Source organism: Citrobacter sp. Cu233 (genome assembly GCF_030332225.1).
GTDB lineage: Bacteria > Pseudomonadota > Gammaproteobacteria > Enterobacterales > Enterobacteriaceae > Citrobacter.
The window spans coordinates 245,629-257,752 of the sequence record NZ_JAOWIF010000043.1; the positions used below are offsets into that span (position 1 = coordinate 245,629).

Here is a 12,124-nt window from a genome sequence, read left to right on the forward strand (position 1 = left end):
GAATCACCACTCCATTATTACATCACACCTGATAATGCCATCCGAACTATCGGAGGTGAGGCTATGACCAGAATGAGCACCATTTACAGCAGACTTTCATATGGATCAGGAACCACGCTTGCCGGCTGCGGTGTATCAGCGAAGGCATATGCCGAAACAGCGAAAACAGCAAAAGAGGTGTCCTGGATGTTGGCCGACAGAATTGCAGGGTTAAGCCTGAGCGACTGGGCAATTATTGTCGGTATCGCATGCACTGTTATCACTTGTGCAGTGAACTGGTATTACAGGAAAAAGGAAAGGGAGGACCGGCTTAATGGCAATGTCACCAAAGCTGAAGAATAAACTGAGCGCATCGGTCGTTGGGTTAATTCTTGCCGGGGCTTCCGCACCTGTAATTCTCGATCAGTTTCTTAATGAGAAAGAGGGTAACAGCCTTACAGCATATCGCGACGGTGGCGGACTCTGGACCATTTGCCGTGGCGCCACGATGGTTGATGGTAAGCCAGTAGTTCAGGGCATGAAGCTGGCTGTTCAGAAATGCGCCCAGGTGAACGCCATAGAACGCGACAAGGCGCTGGCGTGGGTTGAGCGTAATATCAAGGTACCACTGACCGAACCACAGAAAGCCGGTATCGCATCTTTCTGCCCATATAACATCGGCCCCGGAAAATGTTTCCCGTCTACGTTCTATAAGCGAATAAACGCTGGCGACCGTAAAGGAGCCTGTGAAGCTATTCGCTGGTGGATTAAAGACGGTGGCCGCGATTGTCGCCTGACGAAAGGCCAGAAAAATGGCTGCTATGGCCAGGTAGAACGACGAGACCAGGAAAGCGCGCTGACGTGCTGGGAGATAGATAAATGACTCTCAAAGCATGGTTGATTATCGGCCTTGAGTTACTCCTATCAATCCTGATTATTTACATCCTGTTTGGTCAGATTAGTAAAGAGACCCGGCGAGCAGATGCTGCCGAATCACTGGCTAAGCAGCGGCAGGAAACAATCACTGACATGACAACCCGGCAGCGCGATGTTGCTGCACTGGATGCCAAATACACGAAGGAACTGGCGGATGCTAAAGCTGAAAATGATGCTCTGCAGCGCAAGCTTGATGATGGTGGTCGGGTGCTCGTCAAAGGCCGATGTCCTATGCCAGCCTCAACCCAAACCTCCAGCGCCTCCAGCGTGGGCAATGATGCCACCGTCGAACTCTCTGACGTTGCTGGACGAAACGTTCTCGGTGTCAGGGCCGGAATCATCAGCGACCAAACATCCCTGAGAGCACTACAGGAATACATCAAAACACAGTGCATCAGGTGAGTTCACGCGTTAAAATGCCAACCACATAAGGCTTAATAAGTGAGAGCCAGGGATGTTGAATTACTTTCGAACGTTAAGAGATGCCTTCGACTGGAATAAAAAGTTAGCGCTAAAACCGTTGGCGCTCTTTGTTCTAAAGAGTGTTCTCGCTTACATATTCCTGGTTGGCTTGTATCTTGTTGGGTTCAGGGTCGTCATGTATACGCCGCTAATGGAATATATGACTGTAGACATTATCTACGAGATCACTGCCAGCGTGCTCCTTGCCTTTAGAATCACTTTGTCGATCCCAGTGATTCTGCATGTTATCAAAACGATGGTCAGAGGCATTACAGCAGGCATTCACTGAGTGTCTGCGATAATGGCCTTGAATTATGTTGTGAAATCCCCATTTATATTTTGCAGCCCACCACTTCGGCAGGGTGAAAAAGGGAATTGTTATGTTAACGAATTACTACGAAAATGGCCTCATATCTACCACCGAGCAAGAAAAACGTTTGATCGCAGTTCAGGCGGCCCTCGAAATTGCAAAAGCATCAGTGTCGGCCAACACTGCCGATAGCAATAATTCAAAAACGTTGTGGGATATGAAGCATGTAGCACAAGAGATCAACGCGTTAGCTGACTCTATTCAGGCGGCATTGAAATAACAGAACTGCAAGCTGATAAATATATGAACCGCCTCCGGGCGGTTTTTTATTGCCATCACCATGGGTAGACCCATCGTAATGGCAATGGAGAAAAATTAAGCCAGCACAAAGCATGAGATTATATTGTTAGGTGCTCGGTCGGTAACTCGAATTTTGCCCTCCCGCTCAAGTTCTCGTAATGCTGTGATAGTGTCTGCTTGCTCATCCGATGTTTCATCTGAGAACCACGCAGTATCTACATGCGCCTTACTGCGGCGTGTCATTTCGACTCTCGATGTTGTTAGCACTTCACTTTTGTTCATTCTGGGTCCTTATTCAGCACCGGAATTGATGCTTAGAACGCAAAGTTAATAGATGTGTGTTTTCAAGTGTCAACGTTATCATCCTATTTAATGATTGAGATCAATTCATGGCTAAACCGGACTGGGGAGACCTTCAGCAACGCCCATACCCACCAGTTAATTTCATTGGTCCCGATAACTGGCAGCCCTACACCAGATTGATTCCCGCCAATGAAGTGCATGACTGGATAAGCCATCAAATCCTCAGCGATAGCGGAAGCATCCATAACCCAGACCACGCTCATTTAATGGAAGCTGATTTGTGTTTTATGTGGGCTTCTGACTCATTCGCGAAGAAAGGGCGCTACGTTCTCGGACAGGCCGAACAGGTAATGCTCCGCGCAGGTGGTTGGCAGAAAGCCAGAATGGAACAGCAGATGTATGAATGGTTCGGGCGCATCCCGAAGTTCATCATCACGCTGGCAGCCGACTACTGCTCACAATGCAGCGACCTTGAATTCTGCGCCCTGGTAGAGCATGAGCTTTACCACATTGCCCAGGCCACCGATGATTTCGGCGCGCCGAAGTTCAACAAAGATACCGGGGAGCCATTCCGATTGAGGATGTTATCCACCTTGCTCGCCACCTGATGTTTCATGGCGTAATGGGCGACCAGCCACCGGAAGAGTTCGAAGGTAAGAAGGGAGAATACAGCGACAAATTCGATGTACGGTCATTCGTCTACACCGCTGTTGCTCACCTCTGCATAAGCGAGTCAGACGCCTGGAACATGACAATGACCAGCTTCCGCGCGGCAATGAATGCAAAATTCCCGCAGAAGGAAAAAGCAAAAGTGCCGACTCAGGAGAAGTACGACGAAGTAATGGACTGGGCAGAGCAAATGCTGGCGATCGACGCGCAGCGGAATGGGCCGCATTAATTACCTTCGGAACAACACAACAAGTCTCGCTAAAGCGGGGCTTGTTGTTGATCCCCAATTGGTCTATGTGGTTAAGTTTTAATCGAGTCATTCAGAGGGCGCGAAATACTACAGCAATTTATGGCGTAGTGCATTGTAAGCAGGACCTGCTTTTGTGCAAAAAGTGCTATTTATGACTTTGATGAGCAATTGAAGCGGATCATAGGCCCTGCCTATCTCCCGAGAACGTGACAATAGTTTACTATTACCTGAGGGGTAACTTCTTCGAAAATGCGGTTAACTTGCAAAGTGGTCATTGCGAACATCGTCGAACGTGGGGCTATCTTGACCAAATGAAGATTGCTTAAAAGTTATAGCTGGCTATAGAATCAGTGTAGATTTCCGCTTTAATTAATGATTTAGAGGTTCAACTATGTTCTGCGAAGAAAGAGTAGCTCAGATAGCTGCCTATCTACTTTCGAAAGAAGGTGGACGCATGGCATATCTGAAGCTCATGAAATTAATGTACCTATCTGATCGTGTTTCAATGGACCGCTTCGGTGAACCATTAACTGGTGATCTGATGGTAGCTATGCCTCACGGGCCTGTCTTGTCGCGTTCCTTGGACTTGATGAAAGGAGCTGCTCGAGGAGATGAAGGCTGGAACAACTGGATCACAGATGCTGACCATTACGATCTTCAATTGCAGGAACGCGAAATTCAGCGTGATGATCTTGATGAGCTTAGTGATGCAGACCTTTCTGTTTTAGACTGCGTTTATCAAGATTTCGGGCATATGGGTAAATGGCAAATTCGAGATTATACCCATGATCACTGTTCCGAATGGTGTGACCCTAAAGGTGGTGCCTTTACAATTAATCCTGAAAATGTGTTTCGTGCGCTAGGAAAGCAGGAAGAACAGGTTAGACATTTAGCGGACAGAATGAGAGAATTCTCAGAACTTGATAGGATAGTCAGTGGGTTGAAATGACAGTGGATTTTTCCCCAGTTCAAAAAGGTACAATACTCCTTCTTTCTGGCTCGAGGGAGCATATCTTTTTTATCTGTAACGATCCGGTGTACTACCCCAAGATGGTGAAAGAAACTTTTCTTGCTGTAAATCTTACTTCAATCACTGATGCTTTTGAGACTGACCCATCCTGTGTTCTGGATGTTGGCGACCACCCATTTATAAGACATCCCAGCTATGTTTTTTATAGACGGGCTGAGATTTTTGGTGCTGAAACCGTAATTCATGGCGTAACTTCTGGGGATATTCGAGTACATCAGCCGTGTGAAGTAAGTACCTTCCAGCGCATCCTGACTGGATTCGAAATATCTCCACATGTAAAACCAGTGATAAAAAATTACTATCAGAAATATTGTGTTCCTTCTGCGGCAAATGATGCTGCGTAATCTGTCTCTGACACGATCACCCTTGATATATTGCTATTAATCAATACATTACTAATTTTGACAAAACCCGCTTAACTGCGGGGTTTGTCGTCGCCATGGATAGATGATCAGTTTATATAGCAATGTCCCGCGTGATAAATTTACGGAAATACATTTCGTGGTGAATCAACGTGGAAGATGAAAAACAGCGCCAAATGCAGCTTCAACTGACACTTCAGCGACGACTGGAGAAAGTCACTCCAGAGCTATTCTCTGAATATCTTTTCGAACGCGGCGTCAAAACAGTCATATGTCCAATTTGTGGTAGTGATGATATTTCTATCCCTAACGCCAGTTCGATGACTGTAGGGCCTGAAGGGTGCGAAAGCAGCACTTATGCCATCCCAGTCAAACTCGACACAGAAGGTCCACCATACTCATTGGTGAAATATGAGTATCGATTGATATGCAAAAACTGTGCGTATTCGATGCATTTTGCAACGTGGCCGGTATTGAAATGGGTGGAGCAGAAGCTTTCAGATTCAGGGAAAGGGACTAATGAATAGCAAGATGGATGACAATATTCACGTTGTAGACTTCCCAAAACATGGTGGTGGCGGTAGCGGCGGTGACGGAGGCGATATGTACACACGCGAGAGACTTGCAAGACTTGAAGCCACAGACGAACTGCGAGAGCGAAACATCCGAGGCATTGAATCTGAGCTGAAAAGCATCAACCAAAACCTTTCATCAATGGAAAAGCGGTTCATTGATAAGATCGACGACAACCAAAAATGGCTGGTTGGCCTTTTGGTATCGGCAATACTTGTTCCCTTGTTCATTGCCCTAGTCACCAAGTGACATGTAACTAGTTTTGTCGTCGCCCGATCCCTGCTAGGATTAGTCCGATTATATACTGATGGGAATAGGGATATGAGAAAGCTTGCTGCTGTATTTATTGTTGGTTCATTTCTTTCCGGCTGCGCCCCTGGTTACGTTTATACTCCCCCTTCGACGGTGGACTATGAGAAAACCATGCAGGAGGCAAAACGTAAGGATGCAGAGTTTGCAGAAAAAGTTAAAAACATTAATTTAGACACTGCTGATGTTGGTGCTAAACCACAGAATTATAAAAAACTCGTCGAAGATGCCATCAAAGAGCAGTTGAAGGATCCAGATTCAGCCAGGTTTACGGACATGACCAATCCACGCAAGGAGGTTATGGTAGATCAAGGCAACTTCATCTATGGGTATTCAACCTGTGTTTACGTCAATGCGAAGAACTCATACGGTGGTTATGTAGGGAAACAGCGTTATTGGGCATTTATTCGAAATAACCAAGTATTGCGCATAAAAAATACAAACGAAGCTTATGGAGACATAATCTTCATTGGACGACCGATAAACTGTAATTAAAGTTACAAAAAACCTCGCTCCGGCGGGGTTTTTTATTGCCCGGAGAAAGTGAAATGACCCAAAACGTCGGCGATATTGAATATGTGATTAAGGCTGATACGGCTCAGTTGCTGAGAGCTGACAAGCAAGTGCGTGACGTAACAGACGGCATGGAAGGCGGTTTCAAGCGGGCTGATAAGGCTGCATCATCTCTCACTTCCTCATTCGGATCTTTGAGCCGGGTTGCCACTTCTCTGATGGCTATCCGGTTTCATTCCGGCACAAATGGCTATTACGGTAATGTTATATGGAAAGGTAACCAGTATCAGGCGTACCCAATAGCAGTGGAAGGATTCGAGTCAAAGAACGAAGGCACATATGCCCGCCCGTCAATGGCGGTGGCGAACGTTACCGGTTTGCTTACGGGCATCAACCATGACTTTGATGACATGCTGGGCGTGGTTATTACCCGGCGTCAGGTTCCGGTGAAATATCTGGACGCGGTGAACTTCCCGAACGGTAACCCTGATGCCGACCCAACTCAGGAGGCTGTTTCCCGCTACGTCGTTGAAGAGATGACGGAAGAGACGTTCGAGCAGGTGACCTACACGCTGGCGACACCGATTGACTGCGATAACGCCATTATCCCGGCTCGCACTATTCTCGCCGACGTGTGCCAGTGGCAGTATCGCGGCGTCGGGTGTGGATATGACGGGCCTCCCGTTGCAGATGAGCGCGACAATCCAACCACGGATCCGGCGAAAGACAAGTGCTCTCACCGCCGTAGCGGCTGCCGCTTCCGTTATCCGCGACCGGAACCAATGCCAATCAGCAGTTTCCCCGGCTCTCAGAAGGTTTCCTGATGCAAGAGTTACTCGAATATGCGGCATCGTCGCAGAATGAGGTGTGCGGTTTAATCCTGAATGATGATCGACTGTTCCGCTGCAGGAATGTGCACCCCGAGCCGGACAAGCATTTCCGCATAAGTGATGATGAATGGCTTGCAGCCGAGGAAGCGGGAGATGTCGTGGCGGTATTCCACTCGCACCCACAAAACGTACCGTCCCTGTCTGGCGCTGATCGCCAGATGCAAGGGGTTACAGGGCTTTCGTGGTGGCTGGCATGCGGCGGAATAATTCGAAAATACAGGCCAGTGCCATTCCTTCTGGGGCGTAAGTTCGAGCATGGCGTTATGGACTGCTACACCCTGTTCAGAGATGCATATCATCTGTGCGGCATTGACCTGCCGAACTTTGAACGTGCGAATGGTTGGTGGTTACGTGGTGAAAACCTCTACCTGAAAAACATGCCGCTCAATGGCTTTCACCAGGTATCGCCAGGTGAGGCGCAACCAGGCGACGTCATTATCAGGCAACCATTCCCCGGTGCTGACCCTTGCCACGCAATGATTCACCTCGATAACAACATGGTGCTTCACCACGACCACGCGGGACACCTGAGCCGGAGAGAACCAATGCGCCCGGCATACGTTAAGCAGATACATTCCATATGGAGACACGAACAGTGCTCATCTTTAAATTTGCGGGCAATTTACGCCGATTTTACCGCCAGGTCTCTCTGAACGTTGATACGCCAGCGCAGGGATTGCGGTTGATCCTTTCCCAGAATCACGAATTTAAAAAAGCATTTCTTGGTTCCCGGATCAGGATGCGTGTTGCAGGTGATGAGGTGACAGAAGATTCCGTGCAGTGGCATATGGACAGAAGCCTTAAAGACGGTTCTACAGTGTTGTTTGTGCCGGTAATTGAAGGGGCTATTTCGGGAACTGTAGCTCTTGTTGCCACTCTGGTCATCGCCGCTGCATCTGTTGCGTACTCTATTTATATGGCCCGCAACATGAAAACTAAAACGTCAGCAGAATCGGCAGAGAATAACACGCTGACCAACAACTCATTTACCAGCGCAGAAAACCGCGTCGGGCAAGGGCGCCCGGTGCCAATTCTTCTCGGAGAAATGGAGGTCGGCTCGAACGTCATTTCTCTCGGCATTGACACAAGTAACAATCAGGACTGGACAGAATCAATCAGCTAAGGTGGCGCTATGTCTTCAGGTGGCGGTAAAGCATCAACCCCCAAACTCCTCGACGATAACCTCAAATCAAAACAATTTTACCGGGTACTCGACCTTATCAGTGAAGGTCCGATTTACGGGCCGGTTGATCAGTCACATCTGTCTTCATTCAGGCTGAACAAAACGCCGGTTACTGACGCTAACGGAAACGTCAGCGTCAACGGCGTAAGCGTAGCATGGAGGCCGGGATCTGAAACGCAGTCGCCAATTAATGGCTTCTCTGCAATCGAAGCAACAACCATCGTTAATACGGAAGTCAACTACGATACACCGCTGGTACGCACCATTACAGACCAGGATGTAACCCGCGTTCGTTTTAACGTCGGTACAACCGGGCTGGTGGAGCAGGACACCAAAGGAAACCAGAAAAACACCTCAGTAACTATGGTCATCGAGTCCCGAACCGGTTCAACCGGATGGGTTATCGAAAAAAACGTTACTATAGGCCCAGGGAAAATTTCCGGCGAGTATCTTGAAGCGCACCTGATTGATGCGCCAGAAATCAAACCGTTCGATATTCGTGTCAGACGCATTACACCGGACAGCACCAGTGATTTGCTGTCAAACAGCACCATCTGGAACAGCTACAGCGAGATCACCGACGATAACCTGAACTATCCGTTCTCTGCTATTGCGGGGGCGGTTATCGACCGTGACCAGTACACCGATACTCCGAGCAGGACATACCATCTTCGCGGACTGATTGTGGACGTTCCTGATAATTACGACCCGATCGCCAGAACCTATTCAGGGTTGTGGACTGGCGGATTCAAAAAAGCGTGGACTAACAATCCGGCCTGGTTGTTTCGTGAACTGGCGAAGAATACCCGTTTTGGCCTGGCGAAACGTGCCGGTTATATCGATGTAGATGACGGCGCGCTCTATGTTCTCTCACGGTATTGCGATCAACTTGTTAATGACGGCTACGGCGGTCAGGAACCAAGAATGACGCTGAATGCTTATATTACCGAGCAGGCGAGTGCGCGTGACATTCTTGACAAGATAGCGAGCATGTTTCGCGGCATTGCTCTGTGGGACGGGATGCGCCTGTCCGTCATGCTTGACGCGCCACAGGATCCGATTGCGACAATTACAAATGCTAACGTGGTTGATGGCGAGTTCAAACGTAGTTCCGTGAAGCGTTCAGAGAAATACAATGCAGTTGTTGTATCCTGGACTGACCCGGATAACGGCTGGGAACAGGTAAAAGAGTATGTTTCCGACGATGAGATGATCTCCCGCGGCAACTACAACGAAACCACTCTGGAAGCATTCGGCTGTACTTCACGCGGTCAGGCATGGCGAGCCGGGAAATGGCTTCTGGAAACCGCAAAGCGCGAGAGCAGCAGGCTGTCATTCCAGATGGCGCGCGATGCTATCCACTTCACGCCGGGTGATATCGTTGAAATCATGGATAACAACTATGCTGGTGCGCGTCTTGGTGGTCGCATCATGTCGCATGCGGGTAACAAAATCACTGTTGATGCAGTTGATTCGTCTCTGATATCAGAAGGCGACACCATGTCGATCATGGGTAATGACGGCAAGTTCATTAAGTATAAAATTGTCAGCATTGCGGCCAATATAGTGACACTGAAAACAACGCCAGCATGGGTTCGTGACGGTACTGTATTTGCCATTTCTACCAGCAATGTTTCTAGCAGACTCTTCCGCATCCTGAGCGTTGCAGAGACGGATAATAATTCAGTCTACAGCATCACTGCATCGCAACATGATCGGAACAAACAGGCCATTGTTGATGAAGGTGCCGTGTTTGATGTTCCCAACGATACGCTGAACGGTTACCGCGTGCCGAACGTGGAGAACCTGCGCATCATCAACACAAACTCTGAGACAGTCCAGGTCACGACCACCTGGGAGACGGCAACCACCACTAAAAAGCTGGTGTTTGAGTTATACGTGTATACCGACGACGGCAAAGTGGTCACTCAGTACGAAACAGACCAGTTCCGCTATGAGTTTTTCGGTCTGAATGCTGGTAGCTACACGCTGGGTGTTCGCGGTCGCAATGAAAACGGAATGAAAGGTGCTGAGACGCAAGTCAGCATGGTTATCGGTGCACCACCTGCGCCATCCAGTGTTATCTGGACGCCTGGCCTGTTCTCTGCAGACCTGGTTCCTGTTATGCGCATTACTGCAACGACAGACACTTCGTTTGAATTCTGGTTCTCCGGGCAAAATCAGATCGTCAATCCGGCAGACATTGAAGACCAGACTCAGTTCCTAGGGCGCTCTAACCAGTGGACGCTTCATGGTCTACAGGCAGATAAAACGTATTACGTTTATGTTCGTACCAGGAATGCTTTCGGGGTATCTGAATTTGTTGAAGCATCCGGGCAGGCGTCATCTGATATTCCAGGGATGATAGAGTTTATTGATGAGCAAATACGAGAGTCAGATGCGTTTAAAAATGTTCAGGAGGGTGTTGATACAAACCTTGAAGGCATAATGGAAAATGCCCTCGCCAATCACGGCACGGTACAGCGTCAGTTTGAGCAGTACGGTGAAGTCAAAGCCGAAGTCATGACGGTGACCACCACTGTTGCAAATCTGGATGGTGCATTCGCTGAACTGGGCGATTATGTTCAGGCGCAGATCGGTCCTGAAGGTGAGCTGATGGCTGCTGTTAACCAGAAGATGACCGCCGAGGTTAAAAGCGATGGCACTGCGAAAGCATCATACACCCTGAACCTTGGCATTGTCAGAAACGGTGTGAAATACAATGCCGGATTCGGCATGTCCATTGAGCCATCGGGGAGCAGTTATAAATCCACGGTGGTTTTTGCTGCTGACCAGTTCGGTATTTACTCCGGAAGTGATCCGGGAAATTACACTGCTGCGTTCTTTGTCTATAACGGACAGGTATTTATCCGTGATGCTTTAATTCAGGATGGCAGTATCACCAATGCAAAGATTGGCAATTATATCAGGTCCACCTCTTTCGTTTCAGGTCCTTCAGGGGCCGGGTGGAATATCGATAAAAATGGTAACTGTGAATTTCATGGTCAGTTTTATGCGAACAGTGGTCAGTTTGCATTTAACGGCACGAATAACACCGTCGTTATCAACGGTAATGGACTAACTGTCAATTTGTCTGGCGGTGGACGGGTTGTTGTCGGGAGGTGGTCATAATGCCGGAAGGTATTCTGATTGATTACAACGATGGCCGTCCGGTGATGGCAATTACTGCGGGGCTGCGGGCCCCCAGTTTTTGCACATCGTTCTCGGGCTGGTCATCCCAGCCAATGCAGTACCCGGTATACACGCCACTGGTTCCAGGCTCTCAGGTTATTGTGATACCCACCAATCCTGTCTACACCTACTCATTTGCTGAATTTGATGTAGCCATTATGACGGGGGTCACCCGAAACGGGGACTCCGGGGTCATCATTGGCGCTGAGACAATCGGGGGTAAAACCCTTACTCCGGACTGGTCCGGCTACGTTATGGAACTGCTGCCTGCAGCGACTTATAACGAAGGGTTGCTGGTTGCGAACTCTACCGACTTCACCGCCATATCTAATCAGGCTGCGCTGATGACCTGTGCCTGGTCCGGGCGCATCACAGTTAACGGTATCGCATCTCTCCCGGTTGGCGGCATTCCTTTTGGTAAATGGGATAACCCGAATGTATCGGTGGGGTTTGATGGCGGCAATATTATCGTTCGCGATATCTCGTACACAGGGCGGGACGACGTGGCCGGAACGGCGACCATAGACCTGGTGATATTCAATCAGACTGCACCTGTCGGCGGTGATGGCATCACTATGACCAACGCCGCAGGTCAGGTCACGTTCTCCACGCTGAAACGCCCCTTTGTATATGACCGACAAATCCAGATTACCGATGCATTCCAGGATATTGGCGGCGGGTTCTGCCAGATAGTTTATACCGGCGCACAGGTCCGTATGGACGGCGGCTACGGGAACCTTCGCACAAAAGGTGTTGTGATGTCGGGCGGTAGCGTCAGGTCTGCCTATAACCGGGTTTTTGGTAATTACTTCAGCAATGGATGGGATATGACCCGTAACAGAAATATCACCATGCCCATTCTC

15 protein-coding genes and 1 pseudogene are annotated in these 12,124 nt (G+C 48.8%); all 16 read left to right on the forward strand.

The genetic code is table 11. The annotated features are described in order from the left end of the window. Positions 1-63 precede the first annotated feature (63 nt). On the forward strand, positions 64-342 hold the full coding sequence (locus OGX95_RS22005; RefSeq protein WP_003826170.1) for a phage holin: 279 nt from the start codon (positions 64-66) through the stop codon (positions 340-342). Next, positions 314-862: a lysozyme gene (locus tag OGX95_RS22010; RefSeq protein ID WP_199963774.1), complete on the forward strand. Its 549-nt coding sequence runs from the start codon at positions 314-316 to the stop codon at positions 860-862. The genes OGX95_RS22005 and OGX95_RS22010 overlap by 29 nt, the downstream gene beginning before the upstream one ends. After that, positions 859-1,317 carry a lysis protein gene (locus OGX95_RS22015; RefSeq protein WP_199963773.1) on the forward strand — a complete coding sequence of 153 codons (459 nt, stop codon included), beginning with the start codon at positions 859-861 and terminating at the stop codon, positions 1,315-1,317. Before OGX95_RS22010 ends, OGX95_RS22015 begins: the two co-directional genes overlap by 4 nt. 440 nt (positions 1,318-1,757) lie before the next feature. Then, positions 1,758-1,967, forward strand: coding sequence for a hypothetical protein (locus OGX95_RS22020; RefSeq protein ID WP_199963772.1), 210 nt, complete (start codon positions 1,758-1,760; stop codon positions 1,965-1,967). A gap of 409 nt (positions 1,968-2,376) precedes the next feature. Continuing rightward, positions 2,377-2,859, forward strand: a pseudogene (locus OGX95_RS22025) (putative metallopeptidase); the annotation flags it as partial. Between the two features lie 38 nt (positions 2,860-2,897). Beyond that, complete coding sequence (locus OGX95_RS22030; RefSeq protein WP_286630986.1) at positions 2,898-3,188, forward strand: DUF6246 family protein; 291 nt, start codon at positions 2,898-2,900, stop codon at positions 3,186-3,188. A 412-nt stretch (positions 3,189-3,600) separates the two neighbouring features. Then, complete coding sequence (locus tag OGX95_RS22035; RefSeq protein ID WP_286630987.1) at positions 3,601-4,158, forward strand: Panacea domain-containing protein; 558 nt, start codon at positions 3,601-3,603, stop codon at positions 4,156-4,158. After that, on the forward strand, positions 4,155-4,583 hold the full coding sequence (locus tag OGX95_RS22040) for a hypothetical protein (RefSeq protein ID WP_181216628.1): 429 nt from the start codon (positions 4,155-4,157) through the stop codon (positions 4,581-4,583). Before OGX95_RS22035 ends, OGX95_RS22040 begins: the two co-directional genes overlap by 4 nt. Before the next feature lie 170 nt (positions 4,584-4,753). After that, complete coding sequence (locus tag OGX95_RS22045) at positions 4,754-5,128, forward strand: hypothetical protein (RefSeq protein WP_042889549.1); 375 nt, start codon at positions 4,754-4,756, stop codon at positions 5,126-5,128. Next, positions 5,121-5,423 (forward strand): hypothetical protein, encoded by a 303-nt coding sequence (locus OGX95_RS22050; protein ID WP_016062812.1) that lies wholly within the window; start codon positions 5,121-5,123, stop codon positions 5,421-5,423. The genes OGX95_RS22045 and OGX95_RS22050 overlap by 8 nt, the downstream gene beginning before the upstream one ends. A gap of 72 nt (positions 5,424-5,495) precedes the next feature. Continuing rightward, entirely contained in the window at positions 5,496-5,978 is a 483-nt protein-coding gene (locus OGX95_RS22055; protein ID WP_199983975.1) for a hypothetical protein, read from the forward strand. A gap of 53 nt (positions 5,979-6,031) precedes the next feature. Then, positions 6,032-6,820 (forward strand): phage minor tail protein L, encoded by a 789-nt coding sequence (locus OGX95_RS22060; protein ID WP_353655432.1) that lies wholly within the window; start codon positions 6,032-6,034, stop codon positions 6,818-6,820. Beyond that, positions 6,820-7,539: a C40 family peptidase gene (locus OGX95_RS22065; protein ID WP_286630988.1), complete on the forward strand. Its 720-nt coding sequence runs from the start codon at positions 6,820-6,822 to the stop codon at positions 7,537-7,539. Before OGX95_RS22060 ends, OGX95_RS22065 begins: the two co-directional genes overlap by 1 nt. Beyond that, the gene (locus OGX95_RS22070; protein ID WP_286630989.1) at positions 7,482-8,009 is read left to right on the forward strand and encodes a tail assembly protein; all 528 of its coding nucleotides are present in this window, start codon (positions 7,482-7,484) and stop codon (positions 8,007-8,009) included. Before OGX95_RS22065 ends, OGX95_RS22070 begins: the two co-directional genes overlap by 58 nt. 9 nt (positions 8,010-8,018) lie before the next feature. Then, entirely contained in the window at positions 8,019-11,201 is a 3,183-nt protein-coding gene (locus OGX95_RS22075; protein WP_286630990.1) for a TipJ family phage tail tip protein, read from the forward strand. Then, positions 11,201-12,124: DUF6453 family protein (locus OGX95_RS22080; RefSeq protein WP_286630991.1), on the forward strand; the 924-nt coding region annotated here is incomplete at its 3' end. The genes OGX95_RS22075 and OGX95_RS22080, both read left to right, overlap by 1 nt.

Excerpts from the sequence above, each read along its gene's own strand:
- OGX95_RS22005 (WP_003826170.1), top strand. The coding sequence starts at position 64 with ATGACCAGAATGAGCACCATTTACAGCAGACTTTCATATGGATCAGGA.
- OGX95_RS22010 (WP_199963774.1), top strand. The coding sequence starts at position 314 with ATGGCAATGTCACCAAAGCTGAAGAATAAACTGAGCGCATCGGTCGTT.
- OGX95_RS22015 (WP_199963773.1), top strand. The coding sequence starts at position 859 with ATGACTCTCAAAGCATGGTTGATTATCGGCCTTGAGTTACTCCTATCA.
- OGX95_RS22020 (WP_199963772.1), top strand. The coding sequence starts at position 1,758 with ATGTTAACGAATTACTACGAAAATGGCCTCATATCTACCACCGAGCAA.
- OGX95_RS22030 (WP_286630986.1), top strand. The coding sequence starts at position 2,898 with ATGTTTCATGGCGTAATGGGCGACCAGCCACCGGAAGAGTTCGAAGGT.
- OGX95_RS22035 (WP_286630987.1), top strand. The coding sequence starts at position 3,601 with ATGTTCTGCGAAGAAAGAGTAGCTCAGATAGCTGCCTATCTACTTTCG.
- OGX95_RS22040 (WP_181216628.1), top strand. The coding sequence starts at position 4,155 with ATGACAGTGGATTTTTCCCCAGTTCAAAAAGGTACAATACTCCTTCTT.
- OGX95_RS22050 (WP_016062812.1), top strand. The coding sequence starts at position 5,121 with ATGAATAGCAAGATGGATGACAATATTCACGTTGTAGACTTCCCAAAA.
- OGX95_RS22055 (WP_199983975.1), top strand. The coding sequence starts at position 5,496 with ATGAGAAAGCTTGCTGCTGTATTTATTGTTGGTTCATTTCTTTCCGGC.
- OGX95_RS22060 (WP_353655432.1), top strand. The coding sequence starts at position 6,032 with ATGACCCAAAACGTCGGCGATATTGAATATGTGATTAAGGCTGATACG.
- OGX95_RS22065 (WP_286630988.1), top strand. The coding sequence starts at position 6,820 with ATGCAAGAGTTACTCGAATATGCGGCATCGTCGCAGAATGAGGTGTGC.
- OGX95_RS22075 (WP_286630990.1), top strand. The coding sequence starts at position 8,019 with ATGTCTTCAGGTGGCGGTAAAGCATCAACCCCCAAACTCCTCGACGAT.